This is a genomic window from Bradyrhizobium sp. CCBAU 21365, assembly GCF_015291305.1.
Taxonomy (GTDB): domain Bacteria; phylum Pseudomonadota; class Alphaproteobacteria; order Rhizobiales; family Xanthobacteraceae; genus Bradyrhizobium; species Bradyrhizobium elkanii.
This window is the reverse complement of the sequence record NZ_CP030036.1, coordinates 5,844,034-5,864,735: the sequence shown is the minus strand read 5'-3', so window position 1 is coordinate 5,864,735 and position 20,702 is coordinate 5,844,034. Positions and strand designations below refer to the sequence as shown.

Here is a 20,702-nt window from a genome sequence, read left to right as displayed (position 1 = left end):
CGAGGATCATTACCATGAAGTCTTTCCACCTGGCGCGCGCCGCTGCCGCCGCGCTGATGGGCGTTGCCGTAACGGGCATGGCTGCCCACGCCGAGATCAAGAACTACGAATTCCAGCTCGTGCAGCCGACGGTCAAGGCGGGTGCCGATCGCATCGTCACGGTGCGGCTGGTCGACAAGACCAGCGGAAAAGCCGTGCCCGACGCGGTCATCTTCTCGACTAGGCTCGACATGGCGCCCGACGGCATGCAGGAGATGGCCACCAAGGTGACGCCGATGCCGGGCACCGAGCCCGGCACCTATCGGTTCAAGGCGACCTTCGGCATGGCCGGCCGCTGGCAATTGTCGCTCGGCGCCAAGGTGCAGGGCGAGACCGGCGCGGTCGAGAACAAGCTCGTCGTCACGGCCGAGCAATGAGCCGTCGAGCAATGGGCCCCTTAACATGGGCCGGCGCTGGGGCTGCGATCGCCGCAGTGGCAGGCGCCGCATGGATCGGCCGCGACCTGCCGCCGCGGCCAGCGACCGCTGCCATCGTCTCCGCCGCGCGGGCGGCGGAGACCGCTGCGCCGATCTACTACCGCGATCCCGACGGCAAGTCGCTCTATTCGGCGACACCCAAGAAGACGCCTGACGGGCGGGACTATCTGCCGGTGTTTGCGGATGACGAGGGAGGTGCCGGCGGGCCCGGGCAATCGGCAGAGGTGAGCGCGCCTGCCGCGAAAGGCGAGCGCAAGGTCAAATATTATCGCAATCCGATGGGACTTCCCGACACCTCGCCGGTGCCGAAGAAGGACTCCATGGGGATGGATTACATCGCCGTCTATGACGGCGATGACAGCGACGACGGGTCGATCACGCTGTCGCCCGGTAGGATCCAGCGTAGCGGCGTCAAGTCCGAGCCCGCACAGATGCGCCGCATCCGCACGCTGGTCCGCGCACCCGGCACGATCCAGCTCGACGAACGGCGGGTGTCGGTGATTGCAATGCGCGCCGAGAGCTATGTGCAGAAAGTCGCCGACGTCACGACCGGCAGCCGGGTGACGAAGGGCCAGCCGTTGATGGAGATCTACAGCCCGGCAATATCGTCCGCTGCGGCCGAATATGTCGCGACCATCACGTCGAAGGCGACCGTGGGTATCGAGCCCTACGGGCGCGGCTCCAAGCAGCGACTGACCAATCTCGACGTTCCCGAACCGGTCATCGCCGAGATGGAGAAGAGCCGGACGGTTCCGATCGCGATCCAGTGGCTGTCGCCGCGCGACGGCATCGTGCTGCAGCGCGCCGCCATCGAGGGCATGCGCGCGCAGCCCGGCGACGTGCTGTTCCGGATTGCCGACGTCTCTGTCGTGTGGGCATTGGTCGACGTTGCCGAGCGCGATCTCGGCAATATCGTCGTCGGGCAAAAGGTCACGGTGCGGGCGCGCAGTTATCCCGGGCGCAGCTTCGCGGGCCAGATCAGCGTGATCTATCCGCAGGTGAACAAGGAGACGCGCACCGCGCGGGTGCGGATCGAATTGCAGAATGCCGACCTCGCGCTGCTGCCGGACATGTATGTCGACGCAGAGATCGACACCGGCGGCGCGGCGCCGGTACTTACGGTAGCTGATAATTCTATCCTCGACACTGGCAGCCGCCAGAGCGTGCTGATCGACCGCGGCAACGGGCGGTTCGAGCCGCGCGAGGTCAAGCTCGGCCGGCGCGGCGAGGGCTATGTCGAAATCCGCGACGGCCTCGCCGAGGGCGATGCGGTGGTGACCTCCGCGACGTTTCTGATCGATGCCGAAAGCAACCTGAAGGCGGCGATCAAGGGCTTTGCCGAGGCCGGTGCTGCGCAGGCGGGCGAGGGCGAGAAGACGGGGGACCGGCGATGATTGCCCGTGTCATCGCCTGGTCGGCGCGCAATCTGCTGCTGGTGCTGTTCGGCACCGGCTTCGCGGCAGCCGCGGGCCTTTACGCGCTGCTGCATTTGCCGCTCGATGCGATCCCCGATCTCTCCGACACCCAGGTCATCGTCTATACGGAGTATCCCGGCCAGGCGCCGCAGGTGATCGAGGACCAGGTCACCTATCCCCTGACCACGGCGATGCTGACGGTGCCGAAGTCGAAGGTCGTGCGCGGCTTCTCGTTCTTCGGCGTGTCTTTTGTTTATGTCATCTTCGAGGACGGCACGGACATCTACTGGGCGCGCTCGCGGGTGCTCGAATTCCTCAACGGCGCGGCGTCGCGGCTGCCGGCCGGCGTCTCGCCGACCATCGGACCCGACGCGACCGGGGTCGGCTGGGTCTACCAGTATGCCGTGATGTCGAAGGAGCTGAACCTTGCGGACACCCGCACGATCCAGGACTGGAACCTGAAATTCGCGCTCGCCAGGGCGGAAGGCGTGGCCGAGGTCGCCAGCGTCGGCGGCTTCGTCAAGCAGTACAACGTGATCCTCGATCCGCAACGGATGCGCGATCGCGGCATCACCATGCAGCGGATGCGCGATGCGATCCGCGCCAGCAATGCCGATGTCGGCGGCCGCACCGTCGAGCTCTCCGAGTTCGAATATGTCATCCGCGGCAAAGGCTATCTGAAGGACATCAACGATCTCGGCAACATCGTGCTGAAGACCGATGGCGGCACGCCGGTGCTGCTGCGCGACGTCGCCCGCGTCGAGCTCGGCCCCGACGAGCGGCGCGGCATCGCTGAACTGAACGGCGAGGGCGAGGTGGCGAGCGGCATCGTGCTGCAGCGCTTCGGCGTCAACGCGCTCGACGTGATCGAGAACGTCAAGAAGCGTTTCAGGGAGATCGCGACCAGCCTGCCGAAATCGGTCGAGATCGTGCCGGTCTATGACCGCTCCAACCTGATCTATGCGGCGATCGACACGCTGAAGCGGACGTTGCTGGAGGAGAGCGTGGTGGTCGCGCTGGTCTGCATCGTGTTCCTGCTGCATGTCCGCAGCGCACTGGTCGCGATCCTGATGCTGCCGGTCGGTGTCTTGATGGCGTTCGGCGCGATGAAGCTGCTCGGCATCGGCTCCAACATCATGAGCCTCGGCGGCATCGCGATCGCGATCGGCGCCATGATCGACGCGGCGATCGTGATGATCGAGAACGCGCACAAGCACCTGGAGCGGGCGGAGCCCGGGCGGTCGCGGGTCGCGATCCTGATCGAGGCCGCGGCGGAGGTGGGGCCGGCGCTGTTCTTCAGCCTGCTCATCATCACCGTGTCCTTCATGCCGATCTTCACGCTGGAGTCGCAGGAGGGGCGGCTGTTCTCGCCGCTCGCCTTCACCAAGACGTTCGCGATGGCGGCGGCGGCGCTGTTGTCGGTGACGCTGGTGCCGGCGCTGATGGTGATCTTCGTCCGCGGCAGGATCGTCCCCGAGCACAGAAATCCGATCAATCGCTTTCTGATCTGGATCTACCGTCCGGTCATCAACGGCGTGTTGCGGGCGAAGACGCTGGTGATCCTGCTGGCGCTCGGTGCCGTCGCCGTCTCGATCTGGCCGGCCCGGCAGCTCGGCACCGAATTCATGCCTGACCTCAATGAGGGCACGCTGCTTTATATGCCGACCACGCTGCCGGGGATTTCGGTGACCAAGGCGGCCGAGCTGTTGCAGATGCAGGACCGGATCATCCGCGGCTTTCCGGAAGTCGCCTCGGTCTACGGCAAGGCCGGCCGCGCCGCCACCGCAACCGATCCGGCGCCGTCTGAGATGTTCGAGACCGTCATCAATCTGAAGCCGAAGCAGCAATGGCGCGCCGGCCTCACGCTCGACCGCCTGATCGCCGAGATGGATAAGGCGCTGCAATTTCCCGGCGTCTCCAACGCCTGGACCATGCCGATCAAGGCGCGGATCGACATGCTGTCGACCGGGATTAGGACGCCGGTCGGCGTCAAGGTGATCGGTCCCGATCTTGCCGTGATCGACAAGCTCGCGCGCCAGGTCGAGCAGGTCGTGCGGGGCGTGCCCGGCACCTCGTCGGCCTATGCCGAGCGCAGCCTCGGCGGCTACTACCTCGAGATCACGCCGAACCGTGAGGCGTTGTCGCGCTACGGCATCGCGGTGCAGGACGTGCAGGATACGATCGCGACCGCGCTCGGCGGCCAGAGCGTGACCACGACGGTCGAGGGGCGCCAGCGCTTCACCGTCAACATGCGCTATCCGCGCGATTTGCGCGACAATCCGGGCGCGATTGCGGGCGACATCCTGGTGCCGATGCCGGCGGGCGGCGCGGTGCCGCTCGGCGAGGTCGCCGACATCGCGCCGGCGCGCGGGCCGACCACGATCCGGACCGAGAACGGGCAACTCGCGACCTACATCTATGTCGATATTCGCGATCGCGATCTCGGCGGCTATGTCGCGGACGCGCAGCGCGCGGTGCAGGCCGGCGTGCAGTTTCCGCCCGGAACCTACGTGGTCTGGAGCGGGCAGTACGAATATCTCGAACGCGCCGCCGCGCGGCTCAGGATCGTGGTGCCGGTGACGCTGTCGATCATCTTCCTGCTGCTCTACCTCAATTTCCGCTCGGTGGCGGAGACGATGATCGTGATGCTGTCGCTGCCGTTCGCGCTGGTCGGCGGCTTCTGGCTGATGTGGGCGCTCGGCTTCAACCTGTCGGTTGCGGTCGCGGTCGGCTTCATCGCGCTCGCCGGCGTCGCCGCCGAGACCGGCGTCGTGATGCTGATGTATCTCAACCAGGCGCTGGGCGAGATCACCGCGCGTCGCGCTGCGGAGGGACGCACGATCGTTCGTGACGACCTCAATCGCGCGATCATCACGGGCGCGGTCGAGCGCGTCCGTCCGAAGATGATGACGGTGGTCGCCATCATGGCCGGGCTGTTGCCGATCATGTGGAGCACCGGCACCGGCTCCGAGATCATGCAACGCATCGCGGTGCCGATGATCGGCGGCATGATCTCGTCGACGCTGCTGACGCTGATCGTGATTCCCGCGATCTTCGCCGTCGTGAAGGGCATCGAGATCAAGGCGAGAGTGTCGGCACGCGAAGTTGCTTCCTGTGCCGCGCGCCAAGTGTAGCGCGCAAAAACGAATGGCACCGTGCGCAACTTCGTTTGTCACCCCATCACCAACCCGGAACTTTGGGTCAACCGAGCGCCGCCGCGGCGGTCCAAAGGGCGTCCATCCGGGCGCTGGGAGCAGATACAGCAGGTCAAGGCGACCCGGGCCTTACCTAATGTACAAGCATCTGCCGGGCCAGGCGCATCCGCGGCCGGAGCACAAGGCCTGGGACGGCACAATTCTCCCAGTGGATGATCCGTGGTGGCAGACGCATTTCCCGCCCAATGGCTGGTTCTGCCATTGCTGGGTCGAAAGCCTCTCCGACGACGACCTTGAACGCTACGGCTATGAGGTGTCCTACCAGGCGCCGGCCTCGCGCCTGGTGCCGCACATCGTCGGCGACCGAACCGTCATGGTGCCCGAAGGAATCGACCCCGGTTTCGCCTATCGACCAGGCGAGCAACCGGTGCGCGCCGAGGAATAAAGTCTATACGTGCTCGTACTCACAAGCCCTTGTGCAGGTATCGAGGTCCGCGGTGCCCTTCCTTATTCAACACATGTTCGGTCATTAATCATTAGGTGTTAGACGGGAGACGGAGTAACGTCTCTACAGTGCTCAACCGAATTGCTTGCCGGATAGCTGCCAAAGTGGCGAGGCGCCGAGGTCTCGCAGCCACCAGGTGGGGCAGCTCATGCCGTCGGTCGGCACACTTTTTCCACGCTTAATGACGTGAAGTGCACCCAAACGCGCAGCCCGCTGACTGCGGCAGGCCATTTGTTCCTTGCAGAGGCGAAACAACATGCGAATGTGCAATGCGCCACGGGCGATGGCAAAGTACGTTTATGCCTCGGCTACCAACTGGGTAGCTCCTCTTGCTCTAATCAAATCGGTGCATCTCCTTGAAAGGATTGGACTGGCTACCGTTGGAGCCTCCTGCGGCATGTATGTGGGCGCAGCATTGATGCACCTGAAAGGCGAATTGTTTGGAAGCGACTGGTTTATCTGGTTGGTGATGCTCTTTGGCGCCTTCAGCTTCTATATCGGGATCGACCTGCCTGGCCGTCCTGCTCAGCGATCAACTTCGAGGCTGCCGGGAGAGCGAACCACTGGCACAGACGCCGCCGAGATCCTCAGTGCGGCAGGTACTTTCGTCGCCGCTATTACCGCGTTTCTGTGCGTCAATATGATTGTCCTTGATCACGTAGTGTCCGACGGTTCGATCGTTCTGATCGCATGCTGCTGGGCAATTGGATGTTCGCTTCAAATTGCCGCGGGCACGGTTAGCCGCAACTACGACCTCGAGATGATGGCCTCGTAATCTCTGCAATGGAATCGGCTCGCCGCAATTGGTGGACGCGAGCAATCGGAGAGGTTGACGCAGACGCGCGTAGCGAGAGGGAGATCAGGATGAATAATTATTCACCAGAAGAGCTTGCCAGTTTCCGAAAAGTTTTTGAGGAAGCGATAACTTCATTATTACCCATGACGCTCACGATCTCTAACCGTCTGCAGATTGCACAGAACATCCTTTCTTGTGCCGCAACGGGTGAGCGCGACGAAAGCGAACTGCGGGTTACGGCCTTGGCAAACGTGAAAGGGCCTCAACAAATCTAGCCGCAACGGTGGCGCTCTGTAACATCCGTCAGGGAGCGCGCCTCGGCAAGGAAATCGAGACAATTTTTTTCGCCGGTACCGTGCAAGCGGATCGACGTTCCTGTGTTCTTTCATTGGAGAACAGCATTGAAAAAATCAATTGGCGATCCGGTTGCGGACTCACGCTACGCGATAAGAATAGCCGAGGGTCGCTTTGTGCTGTGGGACAACACGCGTCCTGATCCGCTATCTAAGCACCGCTCGCTGGCCGCCGCCGAAAGCACGAAGGGCATCCATGTCCGCATCGACCGCCTTCTCAAGGCGGGACGAGAACGGCGCAAGGCGCGATGATGGCAAACGTCAGCAGCGAGACTAATTCGACGTCAACGCAGTGGGACAAGCGAGCTCGCTTACCTATCAAAAGCGACCGAAATTGAGTCCCACTTGGAGTCCCACTTTCGACGCGTCTGCTGTGCGCCCGAAGTCAAAAACCCTTTGCGCGGCAAGGCTTTCTTGAACATCCGACCTAGGTGGGACTCCCGTTCGCGAGGACGCCGGTTTGAGTCCCACTTAGGCCTCGCCGGACTGAATTGATTGGCATTTTCGTGCGCGGCGCGCCGCCGGGTGACATTCGAAGTTGCGCGCTCGCGTCCCGTCCAAATGCGCGCAGTGGCCAGCCAAGCCTTTGAGAACTCGCCACTTCCCGGCCAATCCCGGTTGATCCCGGATCAGCCCGGGAGTGTCACTCGAAACTGCGCGTCACACCAAGCGGCAAGGATGTGATAGAAACATGACGCCGGCTCGTGGATTTGAACCGGATTGAATGATACCCGGCGGGGGTATATAGCTGGTGGCGATTTGCAGCAGGCTGATTTGCGGGTAGCTTGCGGATGGTTGGAGATGCGACGCGGGTGTTGGTGCGATTGACGAGGACAAGGCGGGTACGGGCGGGATGTTCCATCATCCTGGCCTATCTGTTTTGCGTGCTCGCGCCGTCCTTTGCGCTCGCATTCGGGGCGCCGTTTCCGTGCCTGACCGATGAGGTCCAGCCGGCTGCCGCCGCGCATGTTCACGCGGCGTCGACGCCGATGGCGCATGCCGAAGGCGTCGCGCACGATCATGCCGCCCACGATCACGGCGGCATGCACATGCATCACGCAGCCGATGGCGCTGAACCACCGGTCAAGCACAGCCACGACGGCAAGACCGCGCCGGGACCGTGCTGCGCGTTGATGTGCGCATCGGCGCTGCCGGCCGATCTTCCGCTCGTCGCCGGTCCCTTGCACCCGATCGCGACCCGTCTCGCTGAAGCCTTCCAGAGCCTGCGCAGCGAGGCGCCTGCGCGGCTCTATCGTCCCCCCATCGCCTGATCTCTCGCTGACATCGTGGCTGCGCCGCGCGCTCGCGTGCGCATGCCTGTGATTCATTTGATGATCGGGACAGATCCATGTTTTCGCATCTCGGGGCGAGGCTCGCCGCCGTGGCCAACCGGCTTGGCAACCGGCTTGGCCGGCGCGCGCAATCCATACTGTTATCGCGGCTGACCGCCGCCGTCGTCGCGGCAGCGCCGCTCGTCGGCTGCATGGCCGACGGCCGGCCGGTCGCCGTTGCTGGCGATCCTGCGGATCCGTCGGCGGGCAGGGCCAGCGTTGGCTACCGCTCGACGATCGCGCCTTACAGCAGCCTGCGTCCGTCGACGCCGCAGCCCTGGCGCGAGCGCAACGACGGCGTGACCCCGCCGGCCAAGTCCGAACATTAGGAGGGCGCCATGCGATATCCGGCCATCGCGCCGATCCTGCTGCTGACATCCGCGCTCGCGGGATGCGCCTCGTTCTCGCCCGATAGCGGTATGGGCGTCGTCTCCGAGGTGACCGCGCAGGCGATCGGCAAGGACGTCGCCTTCGTTCGCAGCGGAGAGGGGGCCGCGAGCGTCGACGCCGCGGTGAAACGGCTGCTCGCACGCAATTTGACGGCGGATGCCGCCGTGCAGGTCGCGCTGCTGAACAACAAGGGCTTGCAAGCCGCCTACAACGAGCTGGCGCTGGCGGAGACCGATTACGTCGCCGACAGCCTGCCGCCGAACCCGACCTTCTCGATCTCCCGCATCGCCGGAAACGGTGCCAGCGAGGTCGAGCGGCAAGTGGTCGGCGACATCCTTGCGCTCGCGACCCTGCCGGTCCGCTCCGAGATCGCGCGCGAGCGCTTCCGCCAGGCGCAGCTCAAGGCCGCGCTCGCCACCCTGCGGCTTGCCGCCGAGGTGCGGCGCAGCCATGTCGCGGCCGTCGCGGCAAATGAGATGGTCGCGCTGCTGACGGATGCGAAGGCAACCGCGGAGTCGACCGCGCAACTCGCCAGGAAGCTCGGCGAGACCGGCGGCATGAACAAGCTCGACCAGGCCCGCGAGCAGGTGTTCTACGCCGAGATCACCGCCGACCTCGCCAGCGCGCGGCAGAATGCGGCGAGTTCGCGCGAGCGGCTGGCGCGCCTGCTCGGCTTGTGGGACGGCGATCTCGGCTTCCGGATTCCGGACCGGCTGCCGCCGCTGCCGAAGCAGCCGCTGCAGCAGCCGTCGATCGAGATCGCCGCGGTCGGTCACCGCGTCGATCTGCAGATTGCACGGATGGAAATCGTCGCGCTCGCCAAGGCGCTCGATCTCACCGAGGCGACGCGCTTCGTCACGCTGCTCGACGTCGCCGGCATCGACAAGCGGACGCACGATCCCGAAGCCCCGCCGTTCAGCGAGCGCGGCTTCGACGTCCAGTTCCAGATTCCGGTCTTCGACGGCGGCGAGGTGCGAGTACGGCAGGCGGCGGAGACCTACCGCCAGGCGATGAACCGCCTGACCGAGAAGGCGATCAACGTCCGTTCCGAGGCGCGCGACGCCTACCGCGTCTACCGCTCGACCTACGACATCGCGCGCCACTACCAGCGCGAGGTGCTGCCGTTGCGGCAGATCATCACCGAGGAGATGCAGCTGCGCTTCTCCAGCATGCAGGTCGACGTGTTCGCGCTGCTGACCGAAGCGCGGCAGCGGCTCGCCTCGCTGCGCACGGCGATCGACGCCAAGCGCAACTTCCTGCTGGCGCAATCCGAACTGCAGACCGCGATCAACGGCGGCGGCTCGGCCGGCGCAGCATCGACACCATCCGCCATCGCCTCGGTCGCGCAGCCCGCGGCCGGCGGCGGTCATTGAATGGAGCAGCACATGTTTTCACGACGAGGATTTCTCGGCAGCGCGGCGCTGGTCACGGCCAGCGCGGTGAGCGGCCGCGTCCAGGCCGCCGCCATTCCCGAAGCACCGACCATGGACAAGGTGGTGATGCAGCCGCCGCTGCATCCCACCAGCGGGCCGGACTACCGGCCGGTCGTCACGCTCAACGGATGGTCGCTGCCGTGGCGGATGAACGGCGACTGGAAGGAATTCCATCTCGTCGCCGAGCCCGTGGTGCGCGAATTCGCCGACGGCATGAAGGGCAATCTCTGGGGCTATAACGGCCAGGCGCCGGGGCCGACCATCGAGGCGGTCGAGGGCGACAAGGTCCGCATCTTCGTCACCAACAGACTGCCGGAGCACACCACGGTGCACTGGCACGGCATGATCGTGCCCAGCGGCATGGACGGCGTCGGCGGGCTCAACCAGCCGCACATCAAGCCCGGCAAGACCTTCGTCTACGAATTCGAGATGAAGCACAGCGGGACCTTCATGTACCACCCGCATTCCGACGAGATGGTGCAGATGGCGATGGGCATGATGGGCATGTTCATCGTGCACCCGCGTGATCCGGCGTTCCGTCCCGTGGACCGCGACTTCGTCTTCATCATGAGCAGCTACCTCATCGACCCCGGCACCTATCTGCCGAAGGTCAACGAGATGACCGACTTCAACATGTGGACCTGGAACAGCCGCGTCTATCCCGGCATCGATCCGATGCCGATCCGGCTCGGCGACAGGATCCGGGTGCGGATCGGCAACCTGACCATGACCAACCATCCGATCCATGTGCACGGGCACAATTTCGCGGTGACCTGCACCGACGGCGGCTGGGTGCCGGTGTCGGCGCAATATCCGGAGACCACGACCGACGTGCCGGTCGGCGCGGTCAGGGCGTTCGACATGCTCGCCGACAATCCGGGCGACTGGGCGTTCCACTGCCACAAGTCGCACCACACCATGAACGCGATGGGCCACGACATGCGCAACTTCATCGGCGTGTCGCGAAAGGATCTGGCGAAGGCGGTCGGCAAGCTCGCGCCCGACGCGATGGTGATGGGATCGACCGGCATGGCGATGGGCAACATGGAGATGCCCGCGCCCGACAACACGCTGCCGATGATGACCGGCACCGGACAATTCGGACCGATCGAGATGGGCGGCATGTTCACGGTGATGAAGATCCGCGAGGGGCTCGGCCGCGACGATTACGCCGACCCCGGTCCCTATAAATATCCGCCGGGCACGGTTGCCTATGAGGTCGAGGCGCCCGCCGCCGAGCCCGCGCGCCAACCGCCGGCGGCGCCCGGGCGAAAGGCCAAGCCATCGATGAAGGGAATGAAGATGTAGCGGATCCGGCTCACTCACCAACCACAAGCATCAAACACAGAATGGAGAATCCAGTGAAGCAACTCACCGGCATCGGCGTCGCGCTGATCGCGCTGTCGGTCGCGGCAGTGCCGTCGCGCGGTCACGAAAAACATGGTCACGAATCCTATTCGGCCGGCGAGCCCGGCGATCCGAGCAAGCCCTCGCGCACGGTCGAGGTCGAGATGAAGGAGATGGAGTTCACGCCGTTCCGCATCGAGGTCAAGCGTGGCGAACAGATCCGCTTCGTGATCCGCAATGCCGGCACCGAGGATCACGAATTCCTGCTCGCGACCACCGAAGAGAATTTGAAGCATGCCGAAGTGATGAAGAAGCATCCGCATATGGAGCATGCCGATCCGAACGGCGTTCGCCTCGCACCGAAGAAGAGTGCGGAGATCGTCTGGAAATTCACCAAGGCCGGAACGTTCGAATATTCCTGCCTGATTCCGGATCACCGCGACTACGGGATGACCGGCCGCGTCATCGTGAAATGAAATCATCAACGAAAGAAAGGACAACAACCATGAACAGGATCATCCGGATTGCGCGCGCGGCCTCGCTTGCGCTGGCGTTGGCATTGAGTGCGCCTTGGGGCGCGGCGTTCGCGCAGGGCGCTGATATCGATGGCGAGGTCAAGAAGATCGACGAGGGCGCGGGGAAGATCACGCTCAAGCACGGCCCGGCCAGGAGCCTTGGCATGGACGAGCCGATGACGATGGTCTACCGGGTCAAGGATCCGGCGCTGCTGAAGCAGGTCAGGGTCGGCGACAAGGTCCGGTTCGAGGCCAAGGAGGGCGACGGCGGCTACACCGTCACCGCGATCCAGAAGGCAAAGTGAGGCGACGGCCCGCATCAACAGGTTGGGCTGTCGGCTGAACCCAGCCGGCAGCCCTTGACCGCGACACATGATCCGCAGAGCGGTTCCAGACGGATCGGCTTGAATGCGTTACGTGGTCGGCCTTATCCTGTCGTCTGGAAGGACGAGCAATGAACGATTGCTGTGAGCAGAAGACGACCGAATGCTGCGCACCACCGCCGCTGACGCTGCCGGTCAAGGCTCGTGTGCGGGCAGGGGACCGCGATCGCGCGGTCGATTCGTGCGGCTGCTCAGGCGGCGTTCCCGTCTTCGACGGTCTCGATCCACGCTACAGGCGCGTGCTCTGGACGGTCATCGGCATCAATGGCGCGATGTTCCTGACCGAGATGATCGCGGGTCAGCTTGCCGGATCGCAGGCGCTCAAGGCCGATGCGCTCGACTTCCTTGCTGATACGCTCACCTATGGATTGAGCCTTGCGGTGATCGGCGCCAGCCTGCGTGTGCGTGCCTCCGCTGCGCTGCTGAAGGGCGCGTCGCTGAGCCTGATGGCGCTGTGGGTGTTCGGCTCGACCGTCTACCAGACGTTCGTGCTCGGCGTGCCGAAGGCCGAGGTGATGGGCGCCATCGGCACGTTGGCACTCGCGGCCAATCTAGGTTCGGTTCTGCTTCTGCTGCCGTACAAGGACGGCGATGCCAATGTCCGCTCGGTCTGGCTCTGCTCGCGCAACGACGCGATCGGAAACCTCATCGTGATGGCGGCGGCTCTCGGCGTGTGGGGATCGGTCTCGGCCTGGCCTGACCTTGCCGTCGCCGCCGTGATGGCGATGATATTCCTTACCTCGTCGGTGCAAATCCTGCGGCAGGCATGGGCCGAATATCGCAAGGCGGCGCTCCGCAGTCCGTTAGCGGCGCATGGCTGATGAAGCCGCAAGCGCCCGGTGCTTCCTGCGACGGGCCGCGGCAGGGCAGAAATTTGCCGCGCATTTACCTTAAATGATGGCTCCGGGGGAACGTCCTTGGCAGCGGTGCGTTGCTGTGCATCATTCGCGCACAGAAGGCCCCCTCATGACAATCAACGCGGCAATACTGATGGCGGCATTGGTGCTGTCGGGAACCGTGTTGGCACAAAGCTCCGGCCCTTCGGCCGGCTCGGCGGGGGCCGGGCAGGCCGCCAATGTGACCACCACCGGTCAGGCGCTGAACAGCGCCAAGAAGACCGGCGACAGCGGGCCGCCGGTGGAGAAGGCCGCGCGTCCGGCAAAGCCGGATGCCGGCGCAGCGGGCAACACGGTGGGGGCGAGCCGCCCGCAAAAGCCCGATCGTCGCCTCGAGCATTATCCGTAATCACCATCCGTAACGATTATGCTGATCCTTGGGATGGGTGGAGCGAAGCGATACCCATCACCTCTGATCCGCGCGGAAGCATTATGGGTTTCGCTGCGCTCTACCCATCCTACAGCGCAGCAAAAAGCCGGCGCAGTCGTCGCGACTACGCCGGCTCGAAAGCGGTTGCCTTAACTCAGTAAACCAGGCCGGTGCCCGGGGGCTTCTCCAGCGCCGCGGCGAGCGAGCGATATTCGTCGCTGTTGGTGCCGGCGAGCTGGGCGATGCGATTCAGGTGGTATTGCGCCTGATCGCGGTTGCCCTGTTCGACCTGCCAGAGGCCGTAATACTGCCAGGTGCGCACATGGGCCGGGTCGGCCTTGAGCGCGCGCTCGTACCAGATCTGCGAGACCTTGTAGTCGCCGAGCTTGCGATAGGAGTAGCCGATCAGGTTGGCGACGTCGGCACGATCATCCTGGCCGAGCGCCTTCAGCTGCCCGATCGCGGCGGTGTAGTCGTGCTTGTCGTAGATCGTGGTGTAGGCGGCGCGATAGCCGGCCAGGAACTTCTGATCGTCGATCGCGGAGCTCTTGTCCTTCTTCGCCTTCTTGCCCTTGCTGCTGCCGCTGTCGGAAGCCGGCGGCGAGGGATTGTCGCTGCCCGCCGCATAGGCCGAGATGACCGGCCCGGAGGCGAGCGTCATCGAGAGCACTGCGAGGCCCAAAAACTTCGTCTTCCTGCTCATTCCTGGTTGCTCCTGATCGTTCCTGATCGTGCTCGGTAATCCTACACCGAAGCCTGATGACTTGAACACCCAGGGGTGCAGAACATTCCCGGCCGATCCCACGATTGCGTGATCCTGCTTTTCCGGCGGTAGAGGAGAACATGACAGAGATGTCATGCACATGAATGAAGTCCGTCAGGGTCCTTCAGAACGGGTTCAGTGCGCGGCCCCTAAGGTCACGTGCATTGATCGGTGAGGCCGACCATCCGGCCGGAAACCTCTCGATCCCGACGAGGAGGACCATCATGCTGAAGACGATTTCCGCCGCGCTGCTCGCCATGTCCGTGATCGCAGCGCCCGCGCTCGCCGCCGAGACCGGCAAGGCCGCAACGCCCGCGCCGGCGACCACGACCGCCCCCGCGACCAAGGCTGCCCCCGTCATCAAGAGCGAGCAGCTGCCGTCCAAGGTGCGCAGCGCCAACGCCAAGATGCACCACAAGCACTATCGTCATCACCGTCACCACAATCACATGGGCATGCTGAATGTGAAGTCGCCGAAGCATGCGACCAAGCACGTCCGTGCGAAGGTAGCGATCAAGCACGTCGCGCCGGCCAAACGCGGCTGATCAAGCGCGGTTGAATCTGATCCGAGGGGCGTAGTTTCGATCCACATTTGCCCCGCTGCGCCTTTTGGATGCAGAACCGGCCCGTCGTCCATTGCTTCCCCAATGGCGACGGGCCGGAGTGCGTCCGGCTCCGGTTGTGAACCCGGGCGAAGAATAACCGAGTTGCGAATTCCCTTCGGCCGCCCGGCAGTTTATGAGACGCCTCCGGGGACTCAGGGAACAGCGTCGTTTGCGGATTTCATCACAACTGGCAGCCATCCTGCTGCTCTCGCTTCCGCTCGCCGGCTGCCTTACCAGCGATGACGGCAGCGGGCCGACCACCTTCACCGACGATCGGGGCGTCGCCAACCAGCCGTTCCCGGACCGCTACCGCGACCAGATCCTCGCGTTCATGCGGACCTACCTGAACAATCCGGTCGGGGTCCGCGAGGCTGCTATCGCCGAGCCGGCGCAGCGCACGGTCGGCGGCCGGCTGCGCTACGTCGTGTGCCTGCGCTACAGCGCGAAGGATACCGACGGCAATTACCGCCCGGCCCGGGAGCGCGGTGTCCTGTTTGTCGACGGCCGGCTCGACCGCATCCTCGACAACCCCGCCGAGCCCTGCGCCGGCGCGTCCTATGCGGCTTTTCCGGAACTGGAAAAGATGTCGCGCTAGGGCATGATCCGGAAAAGTGTGAGGTGCTGACCGCGCTTCTGCGCGGCCGCTTGTCGCAAGCCTGATCGAAACGTTAGCGAACTCCGATCACTTTTCGGGGAGCGTTGAACTTCACTTTAGCCGTTTGCGACTTACATTCAGGCGAGATGCGGCTGCTTAACCGGTGAAAAAAACCTTCTGTGCCAGGGAACAGACGGGCGTTGTTGCGACCCTGTCACAGCTCGGAAACATCACGGGTGCGGCATTGCCCCAAAGCAACCTAATTGAGGTCACGTTGTTTGGCTTAACAGCGCAGCGTTAGTAACGGGGACCAGAAATGAAGAAGTTTTTGTTCGGCACAGTCGCGCTGGCCGCCCTTGCGGGCCCTGCGTTTGCGGCTGACATGCCGGCCCGCACCTATACCAAGGCACCGCCGCCCTATACCGCACCCGCCGTCGTCTACAACTGGACCGGTTTCTATATCGGCGGCCATGTCGGCGGCGCGTTCACCGACGGCAACAACCTGATGGGCAGCGACGCGCGCTTCATGGGTGGCGTGCAGGGCGGCTTCGACTATCAGTTCGCCCCGAACTGGGTGATGGGCGCCGAGGCGCAGTATTCCTGGCTGCCCAGCTCCTCGAACAATGGCGTGTTGCTCCCGGGCGGAACGCTGGTGACCGGCAACACCGACCAGATCGGTTCGGTGACCGGCCGCCTTGGCTACACCTGGGGTCCCGCGCTGCTCTACGCCAAGGGCGGTTATGCCTGGCGCGACAACAACAACATCACCGCGTCGGTCGGCGGCGTGCCGGCGTCCTTCACCACCGATGGCGGCCACAAGGACGGCTATACGGTCGGCGCGGGCCTCGAATACATGTTCGCCCCGAACTGGTCGGCGAAGGCCGAATACCAGTACTACAATTTCGGCAAGACCAACTTCACCAGCGGCCCGGCCGACCTCGTCGGCACGAGCTTCCGGAACGACGAGCACACCGTCAAGCTCGGGGTCAACTACCGCTTCGGCTGGGGTGGCCCGGTCGGCTCCCGCTACTGATCGCGGCTTCATCGCATCAATGAAAAGGCCGGCCTTAGGGTCGGCCTTTTTGTTTGCCGGACGCTGTCTCATTCAGCTGATGTTCACGCCTGATCGTGCAATGCAAAAAATAATTCCTGCATGGCACGGAACTTTCATCGTGCTGCGCTATTATGCGGTCGCCGGGCTGGTGGACAAACGAACATGCGTAGTTTTGCGTTAGGGCTGATCCTCTCTGCGGTCTCCGTGCCGTGCCTTGCCCAGACTATCCTCAAATCCGAACCCCTGGCGCTCGCGCCTTATGAGGTCGTATTCGTGCAGGACGCGTCCTGCTCGGCTGGCAAGGTGCTCAAGGTGACCGGCGCGATCCGCGGTCTGCATCGGCGGAAGATTTGCGTTTCGCTCGCCGCCGAACAGGCCTCGCTGGCGACGGCAACGCCGTAGGCGCGGGGCGACCGCACCCATTGCATCCCCGGTCCGCCGCTGCGCGCCGGCCAGCCTACCGTCTGATCAGTTCAACCGCGGCTCCAGGCGCGCTTCGCGATCGGCATCGGCCTTGTTCTTGGCCGGATCCTCGTTCGGCTCGAGCTGACAGGGCCGGATCTCGTAGTCGTTATCCAGCACCGGGCGGGGCGCGGACTTCTCCTCGGAAATGGCATCCACCACCAGGCCGGATTTCCTGGCCAGCGTCCAGACATCCGCCTCGGTCGGGTAGGCCTTGCTCAGTTTGGCGTCCTGATAAAACAGCGCGTACGGCATTCGTCGTTCCCCAAACAACCGACAACGCCAGCCCCCGTTTTGGGTTTCAGGCAATATCGCCGTTCCGGTCACGGAACCGTGAGCGAGCATCTGCGGCAAGCATCTGAAAATATGAGTCATTTCGGCCCTTTCGCGGAAGGGCCTTGAGTCCTTAACGGGTGGTAAACCCCGGAAAAAAGAATCCCCGGGACTCGCCGGCTAGAATCGCCGGATGCTTCGGTCCATGAGAGCGATCCACCAGCCCCCCTACGAACGCGTGCAGCTCGCGCTTGCGGTTGCGCTGCTCGCGGCCTGCGCCGCCAACGTGGCGCTGGTCTGGTCCTGGCTCTAGATATCCTGGCTCTAGATCTCCCGGCTCTCGCCAAAATTCGTATGTGGCGGCCACGCGAAATCGCCGGAGCCGCGCGGCGCCGCTGGCGATTGACGGCACCTGCATTCCTCCCATCATTGCCGGCAGAACAAGCGCCCGCTGCGCCCTGCGCGGACGGGCCGCGATCGGGGGAGCCGATATGATCGACACGCTGAAGGAACGGGTCAACGGCGACGCTGGCCTGGTGCGGCGCGGCCGCTACCTCACCACGACATTCCTGCTCGAGATCGGCGCCGCCGCCTGGCTGATCGCGATCCATGAGGGCCGCATCGTCGCGGTCACGAAGGGCCCGTTCGTGATGCCGTCGTCGTCGTTCGCGCTGCGCACCTCGCAGGCGGAGTGGGACCGGTTCTGCGAAGAGCGGCCGCCGCCGGGCTCGAACGACCTGATGGCGCTGATCAAGCGCCGCGTGCTGAAGGCCGAGGGCGAGCTGCAGATCTTCATGGCGAACCTGCGCTACTTCAAGGAGGCGCTGGGCAAGCTGCGCCGCGAGGGAGTGGCCGCATGAGCGCGAGATTCGAACCGATCGTCGGCCGTTACATGCATCTGGAGCTGTTCGGCCGGGCCCACCGCGTCTATGTCGAGGAGGCGGGCGAGGGCACGCCGCTGCTCTGCCTGCACACCGCAGGGGCGGACGGGCGGCAATATCGCGGCCTGATGAACGATGCGCGGGTCACGCGCAACCACCGCGTCATCGCCTTCGACATGCCCTGGCACGGCAAGTCGTCGCCGCCGCAGGGCTGGCACGACGAGGAGTACCAGCTCACCTCCGCGCAATACACGACCATGATCCTCGCGGTGATGGACGCGCTCGACCTCGACAGGCCGATCGTGATCGGCTGCTCGATCGGCGGCCGGATCGCGCTGCATCTCGCGCTGGAGCATCCCGAACGTTTCCGCGCCATCATCGGCCTGCAGGCCGGCGCGCATGTCGATCCCTATTACGACCTGAATTTCCTGCACCGGCCGGACGTGCATGGCGGCGAGGTCGCCGCCGCCATCGTCTCGGGCCTCGTCGGCCCCGACGCGCCCGACAAGGAGCGGTGGGAGACGCTGTGGCACTACATGCAGGGCGGGCCCGGCGTGTTCAAGGGCGACCTCTATTTCTACAAGATCGACGGCGACATCCGCGCCCGCGTCGCCGAGATCGACACGAGACGTTGCCCGCTGTTCCTGCTGTCGGGCGAGTACGATTATTCCTGCACCCCGGAAGAGACGCTGGCGGTGGCGAACAGCATCGCCGGAGCCGAGGTCACCATCATGAAGGGCCTCGGCCATTTCCCGATGAGCGAGAATCCGGGCGAGTTTCTCAAGCATCTGCTGCCGGTGCTGGAGCAGATCGGCGGCCGCTAGAGGCAGATGCTTGCGAGCGCAGGGCGGTTGCTTTGATCCTCGACTGCGGGCGGTGCGGTATGACAGACTGCGCGTCCGCACGATTGGGCGTGAACCGGTTGCGCAGGAGGTCCCCATGCTTCCGAAGGCTGAAGCGGCCTATTTCGCGATTGCCGATATCTCCGGCTATACCAACTTCCTCGCGGCGGTCGAGCTCGACCATGCGCAGGACATCATCGCCGATTTCATGGATACGGTGGTGAAAGCGCTGCGCCCGCCATTCCGCCTCGCCAAGTTCGAAGGCGACGCCGCGTTCGTCTACACCACCGCCGAAAAGATCGACGGCTCGCTGCTGCAGGACGCGATCGAGGGCGCCTATTTCAAATTCCGGCGGCGCCTGCGCAGTGTGCGCCAGGCCTCGACTTGCGAGTGTCAAGCCTGCGTCGCGATGGGCGATCTCGATTTCAAGTTCGTTATTCATCATGGCGAGATGGTGAAGCAGAAGATGGGCGGGAGAGAGGAACTCGCCGGGCGCGACGTCATTCTGGTTCACCGGCTGCTCAAGAACACGGTTGGTGAGAAGATCGGCGGGCGCGCGTATGCGCTCTACAGCGACGCGGCCATCCGCGCGATGGGCGTCGATCCGGTCGCGCAGGGTCTCATCGCGCATCACGAAACCATCGACGTCATCGGCGACGTGACGCTGTGGGCGCGCGATCTCGAGGCGGCGTGGCGGCAGGAAGACGCGCAAACCCGGATGCAGGTGACGCGCGACGATGCCTACGCCATACTGGAATTCGACATCGCCGCGCCGCGGCAGACGGTGTGGGAGTTTTTCACCGTGCCCGGGCAATGGCAGAAATGGTGGGACGCCGACGCCATCGTCGAGGATTCCGGCAAGGGACGACGCGGTCTCGGCACCAAGAACCACTGTATGCACGGCAACCATACCGTCGTTGAGGAGATGCTCGATTGGCGCCCGACCGATTATTTTACGGTGGGCATTACGCTTCCAATTCCCGGCGCGCCGCGGATCGTGATGACTCGCGCCGTTCTGGACGGTCCAGACGGAATGACGCATCTGGAGCTGCGGGTCGCCAAGCCTAAGCCAAAGGATCGAGAGTTCGTCGACGGCGCCGCAGCCAAATACACCGAACGCATGACCAAGGCGATCGCCGGTTTGCGATCCATGCTGGAGGGGAAGCAGCCTGTCCTCGACGCAGTGGAAGATCCGGCGCTGACGCGATCGGGCGGACGCTTTCTGACCGAACCGGTAAAATCGGGCGCGCGCGGCTGATGCCCAACGCACGCTCCGGAGTCTAATGGGGCTGCGCTACTTGCCCGAGCGCGGCAGCTCGTTGATCGCGGCGCGGACCTTGGCCATGGTCGTGGTGCAGTATTCCTCGCGCTCCTTCAGGAAGCGCTGCTGCTGGGCGCGGAAATTGGCAACCCGTTCCCGCACCTCGGATCCGAAGTCGCCGCTGATGTCGAGCCTGGCAAAATGCGGCAGCTGCGCCGGCTGAGGCGGGACTTCGACGACCGTCACCGCCAAGGGCGACGGAGCGGGGGGCAGGCCCTCGATCACGGTCGGCACCGGAAGCGGAGGCGGCACCACCGCAGCCCGCACCTCGGCCGCAGGCTTGACGCTGAACGTGGCGATCGCCTCGGCCAAGGCCTGTTCAGCGGCGGTTGGCAACGCGGCGGGGGCAGGTGTAGCGGCAGGCGGCGTGGCGGTCGGCTGGGCCGCAGGCGGCGCCGTCTGCCGGGCAGGCGCCGGCAGCTCGGCGTCGGGCAGCTTGCCCTTCACCGACTGTACGAAGGCCATTGTCTGCGCGATCAGGAGATCGCGTTCCTTCATCCACTTCATGGCGCACCCTGAGCGCGCGGATTCCAGCAAAGCA

General features: G+C 64.4%; 25 protein-coding genes. 22 read left to right on the top strand and 3 right to left on the bottom strand.

Annotated elements, in window-relative coordinates; translation table 11 throughout:
* The first annotated feature begins 14 nt into the window (after window positions 1–14).
* The 15 genes from XI02_RS27565 (at window position 15) to XI02_RS27495 (ending at window position 13,344) form a co-directional block, all read left to right on the top strand.
* Window positions 15–416 carry a FixH family protein gene (locus XI02_RS27565; RefSeq protein WP_016843891.1) on the top strand — a complete coding sequence of 134 codons (402 nt, stop codon included), beginning with the start codon at window positions 15–17 and terminating at the stop codon, window positions 414–416.
* Complete coding sequence (locus XI02_RS27560) at window positions 413–1,870, top strand: efflux RND transporter periplasmic adaptor subunit (protein ID WP_370143231.1); 1,458 nt, start codon at window positions 413–415, stop codon at window positions 1,868–1,870. The genes XI02_RS27565 and XI02_RS27560 overlap by 4 nt, the downstream gene beginning before the upstream one ends.
* Window positions 1,867–5,025, top strand: coding sequence for an efflux RND transporter permease subunit (locus tag XI02_RS27555; protein WP_018272269.1), 3,159 nt, complete (start codon window positions 1,867–1,869; stop codon window positions 5,023–5,025). The genes XI02_RS27560 and XI02_RS27555 overlap by 4 nt, the downstream gene beginning before the upstream one ends.
* A gap of 157 nt (window positions 5,026–5,182) precedes the next feature.
* Window positions 5,183–5,491 (top strand): phage minor head protein, encoded by a 309-nt coding sequence (locus XI02_RS27550; protein WP_016848401.1) that lies wholly within the window; start codon window positions 5,183–5,185, stop codon window positions 5,489–5,491.
* A gap of 343 nt (window positions 5,492–5,834) precedes the next feature.
* Entirely contained in the window at window positions 5,835–6,326 is a 492-nt protein-coding gene (locus XI02_RS27545) for a hypothetical protein (RefSeq protein ID WP_244620814.1), read from the top strand.
* An 89-nt stretch (window positions 6,327–6,415) separates the two neighbouring features.
* Entirely contained in the window at window positions 6,416–6,622 is a 207-nt protein-coding gene (locus XI02_RS27540) for a hypothetical protein (protein ID WP_125459324.1), read from the top strand.
* Window positions 6,623–6,748: 126 nt separating this feature from the next.
* Window positions 6,749–6,952: a hypothetical protein gene (locus tag XI02_RS27535; RefSeq protein ID WP_125459325.1), complete on the top strand. Its 204-nt coding sequence runs from the start codon at window positions 6,749–6,751 to the stop codon at window positions 6,950–6,952.
* A gap of 566 nt (window positions 6,953–7,518) precedes the next feature.
* Window positions 7,519–7,971: a hypothetical protein gene (locus XI02_RS27530; RefSeq protein WP_370143235.1), complete on the top strand. Its 453-nt coding sequence runs from the start codon at window positions 7,519–7,521 to the stop codon at window positions 7,969–7,971.
* A gap of 77 nt (window positions 7,972–8,048) precedes the next feature.
* Entirely contained in the window at window positions 8,049–8,360 is a 312-nt protein-coding gene (locus XI02_RS27525; protein ID WP_018272268.1) for a hypothetical protein, read from the top strand.
* Window positions 8,361–8,369: 9 nt separating this feature from the next.
* Window positions 8,370–9,794: a TolC family protein gene (locus XI02_RS27520; RefSeq protein ID WP_018272267.1), complete on the top strand. Its 1,425-nt coding sequence runs from the start codon at window positions 8,370–8,372 to the stop codon at window positions 9,792–9,794.
* A gap of 12 nt (window positions 9,795–9,806) precedes the next feature.
* The gene (locus XI02_RS27515) at window positions 9,807–11,162 is read left to right on the top strand and encodes a multicopper oxidase family protein (RefSeq protein ID WP_026192930.1); all 1,356 of its coding nucleotides are present in this window, start codon (window positions 9,807–9,809) and stop codon (window positions 11,160–11,162) included.
* Window positions 11,163–11,203: 41 nt separating this feature from the next.
* The gene (locus XI02_RS27510; protein WP_016842356.1) at window positions 11,204–11,677 is read left to right on the top strand and encodes a cupredoxin domain-containing protein; all 474 of its coding nucleotides are present in this window, start codon (window positions 11,204–11,206) and stop codon (window positions 11,675–11,677) included.
* Between the two features lie 29 nt (window positions 11,678–11,706).
* Window positions 11,707–12,021, top strand: coding sequence for a copper-binding protein (locus XI02_RS27505; RefSeq protein WP_016842357.1), 315 nt, complete (start codon window positions 11,707–11,709; stop codon window positions 12,019–12,021).
* A gap of 149 nt (window positions 12,022–12,170) precedes the next feature.
* Entirely contained in the window at window positions 12,171–12,920 is a 750-nt protein-coding gene (locus XI02_RS27500) for a cation transporter (RefSeq protein ID WP_016842358.1), read from the top strand.
* A gap of 145 nt (window positions 12,921–13,065) precedes the next feature.
* Entirely contained in the window at window positions 13,066–13,344 is a 279-nt protein-coding gene (locus XI02_RS27495; protein WP_018272266.1) for a hypothetical protein, read from the top strand.
* A gap of 175 nt (window positions 13,345–13,519) precedes the next feature.
* Here the strand turns inward: XI02_RS27495 and XI02_RS27490 are convergent, their stop codons facing one another.
* Complete coding sequence (locus XI02_RS27490; RefSeq protein ID WP_016842359.1) at window positions 13,520–14,068, bottom strand: lipopolysaccharide assembly protein LapB; 549 nt, start codon at window positions 14,066–14,068, stop codon at window positions 13,520–13,522.
* A 284-nt stretch (window positions 14,069–14,352) separates the two neighbouring features.
* On the opposite strand from XI02_RS27490, the gene XI02_RS27485 reads away from it, so the two are divergent.
* From XI02_RS27485 to XI02_RS27470, 4 genes are all read left to right on the top strand, one after another.
* Window positions 14,353–14,673, top strand: a complete 321-nt coding sequence (locus XI02_RS27485; protein WP_075968988.1) for a His-rich protein BRANT — start codon at window positions 14,353–14,355, stop codon at window positions 14,671–14,673.
* A gap of 229 nt (window positions 14,674–14,902) precedes the next feature.
* On the top strand, window positions 14,903–15,328 hold the full coding sequence (locus XI02_RS27480; RefSeq protein ID WP_016842361.1) for a hypothetical protein: 426 nt from the start codon (window positions 14,903–14,905) through the stop codon (window positions 15,326–15,328).
* Window positions 15,329–15,644: 316 nt separating this feature from the next.
* A complete protein-coding gene (locus XI02_RS27475) occupies window positions 15,645–16,361 on the top strand; it encodes an outer membrane protein (RefSeq protein ID WP_016842362.1) in 717 nt (238 codons plus the stop codon).
* 183 nt (window positions 16,362–16,544) lie between these two features.
* Window positions 16,545–16,784 (top strand): DUF6719 family protein, encoded by a 240-nt coding sequence (locus tag XI02_RS27470; RefSeq protein ID WP_026192929.1) that lies wholly within the window; start codon window positions 16,545–16,547, stop codon window positions 16,782–16,784.
* 66 nt (window positions 16,785–16,850) lie between these two features.
* Here XI02_RS27470 and XI02_RS27465 read toward each other — a convergent pair whose 3' ends face one another.
* Window positions 16,851–17,099, bottom strand: coding sequence for a hypothetical protein (locus XI02_RS27465; RefSeq protein ID WP_016843366.1), 249 nt, complete (start codon window positions 17,097–17,099; stop codon window positions 16,851–16,853).
* Between the two features lie 509 nt (window positions 17,100–17,608).
* On the opposite strand from XI02_RS27465, the gene XI02_RS27460 reads away from it, so the two are divergent.
* The 3 genes from XI02_RS27460 to XI02_RS27450 all read left to right on the top strand — a co-directional run bounded on the left by XI02_RS27460 (window position 17,609) and on the right by XI02_RS27450 (window position 20,098).
* Complete coding sequence (locus XI02_RS27460; protein WP_063709307.1) at window positions 17,609–17,977, top strand: hypothetical protein; 369 nt, start codon at window positions 17,609–17,611, stop codon at window positions 17,975–17,977.
* The gene (locus tag XI02_RS27455; RefSeq protein ID WP_016843369.1) at window positions 17,974–18,822 is read left to right on the top strand and encodes an alpha/beta fold hydrolase; all 849 of its coding nucleotides are present in this window, start codon (window positions 17,974–17,976) and stop codon (window positions 18,820–18,822) included. The genes XI02_RS27460 and XI02_RS27455 overlap by 4 nt, the downstream gene beginning before the upstream one ends.
* Window positions 18,823–18,937: 115 nt before the next feature.
* A complete protein-coding gene (locus tag XI02_RS27450; protein ID WP_016843370.1) occupies window positions 18,938–20,098 on the top strand; it encodes a DUF2652 domain-containing protein in 1,161 nt (386 codons plus the stop codon).
* 36 nt (window positions 20,099–20,134) lie between these two features.
* Here the strand turns inward: XI02_RS27450 and XI02_RS27445 are convergent, their stop codons facing one another.
* Complete coding sequence (locus XI02_RS27445; protein ID WP_018272265.1) at window positions 20,135–20,668, bottom strand: hypothetical protein; 534 nt, start codon at window positions 20,666–20,668, stop codon at window positions 20,135–20,137.
* Window positions 20,669–20,702 lie beyond the last annotated feature (34 nt).

Excerpts from the sequence above, each read along its gene's own strand:
- XI02_RS27565 (WP_016843891.1), top strand. The coding sequence starts at position 15 with ATGAAGTCTTTCCACCTGGCGCGCGCCGCTGCCGCCGCGCTGATGGGC.
- XI02_RS27560 (WP_370143231.1), top strand. The coding sequence starts at position 413 with ATGAGCCGTCGAGCAATGGGCCCCTTAACATGGGCCGGCGCTGGGGCT.
- XI02_RS27555 (WP_018272269.1), top strand. The coding sequence starts at position 1,867 with ATGATTGCCCGTGTCATCGCCTGGTCGGCGCGCAATCTGCTGCTGGTG.
- XI02_RS27550 (WP_016848401.1), top strand. The coding sequence starts at position 5,183 with ATGTACAAGCATCTGCCGGGCCAGGCGCATCCGCGGCCGGAGCACAAG.
- XI02_RS27545 (WP_244620814.1), top strand. The coding sequence starts at position 5,835 with ATGGCAAAGTACGTTTATGCCTCGGCTACCAACTGGGTAGCTCCTCTT.
- XI02_RS27540 (WP_125459324.1), top strand. The coding sequence starts at position 6,416 with ATGAATAATTATTCACCAGAAGAGCTTGCCAGTTTCCGAAAAGTTTTT.
- XI02_RS27525 (WP_018272268.1), top strand. The coding sequence starts at position 8,049 with ATGTTTTCGCATCTCGGGGCGAGGCTCGCCGCCGTGGCCAACCGGCTT.
- XI02_RS27520 (WP_018272267.1), top strand. The coding sequence starts at position 8,370 with ATGCGATATCCGGCCATCGCGCCGATCCTGCTGCTGACATCCGCGCTC.
- XI02_RS27515 (WP_026192930.1), top strand. The coding sequence starts at position 9,807 with ATGTTTTCACGACGAGGATTTCTCGGCAGCGCGGCGCTGGTCACGGCC.
- XI02_RS27510 (WP_016842356.1), top strand. The coding sequence starts at position 11,204 with ATGGAGAATCCAGTGAAGCAACTCACCGGCATCGGCGTCGCGCTGATC.
- XI02_RS27505 (WP_016842357.1), top strand. The coding sequence starts at position 11,707 with ATGAACAGGATCATCCGGATTGCGCGCGCGGCCTCGCTTGCGCTGGCG.
- XI02_RS27500 (WP_016842358.1), top strand. The coding sequence starts at position 12,171 with ATGAACGATTGCTGTGAGCAGAAGACGACCGAATGCTGCGCACCACCG.
- XI02_RS27495 (WP_018272266.1), top strand. The coding sequence starts at position 13,066 with ATGACAATCAACGCGGCAATACTGATGGCGGCATTGGTGCTGTCGGGA.
- XI02_RS27490 (WP_016842359.1), bottom strand. The coding sequence starts at position 14,068 with ATGAGCAGGAAGACGAAGTTTTTGGGCCTCGCAGTGCTCTCGATGACG.
- XI02_RS27485 (WP_075968988.1), top strand. The coding sequence starts at position 14,353 with ATGCTGAAGACGATTTCCGCCGCGCTGCTCGCCATGTCCGTGATCGCA.
- XI02_RS27475 (WP_016842362.1), top strand. The coding sequence starts at position 15,645 with ATGAAGAAGTTTTTGTTCGGCACAGTCGCGCTGGCCGCCCTTGCGGGC.
- XI02_RS27470 (WP_026192929.1), top strand. The coding sequence starts at position 16,545 with ATGCGTAGTTTTGCGTTAGGGCTGATCCTCTCTGCGGTCTCCGTGCCG.
- XI02_RS27465 (WP_016843366.1), bottom strand. The coding sequence starts at position 17,099 with ATGCCGTACGCGCTGTTTTATCAGGACGCCAAACTGAGCAAGGCCTAC.
- XI02_RS27460 (WP_063709307.1), top strand. The coding sequence starts at position 17,609 with ATGATCGACACGCTGAAGGAACGGGTCAACGGCGACGCTGGCCTGGTG.
- XI02_RS27455 (WP_016843369.1), top strand. The coding sequence starts at position 17,974 with ATGAGCGCGAGATTCGAACCGATCGTCGGCCGTTACATGCATCTGGAG.
- XI02_RS27450 (WP_016843370.1), top strand. The coding sequence starts at position 18,938 with ATGCTTCCGAAGGCTGAAGCGGCCTATTTCGCGATTGCCGATATCTCC.
- XI02_RS27445 (WP_018272265.1), bottom strand. The coding sequence starts at position 20,668 with ATGAAGTGGATGAAGGAACGCGATCTCCTGATCGCGCAGACAATGGCC.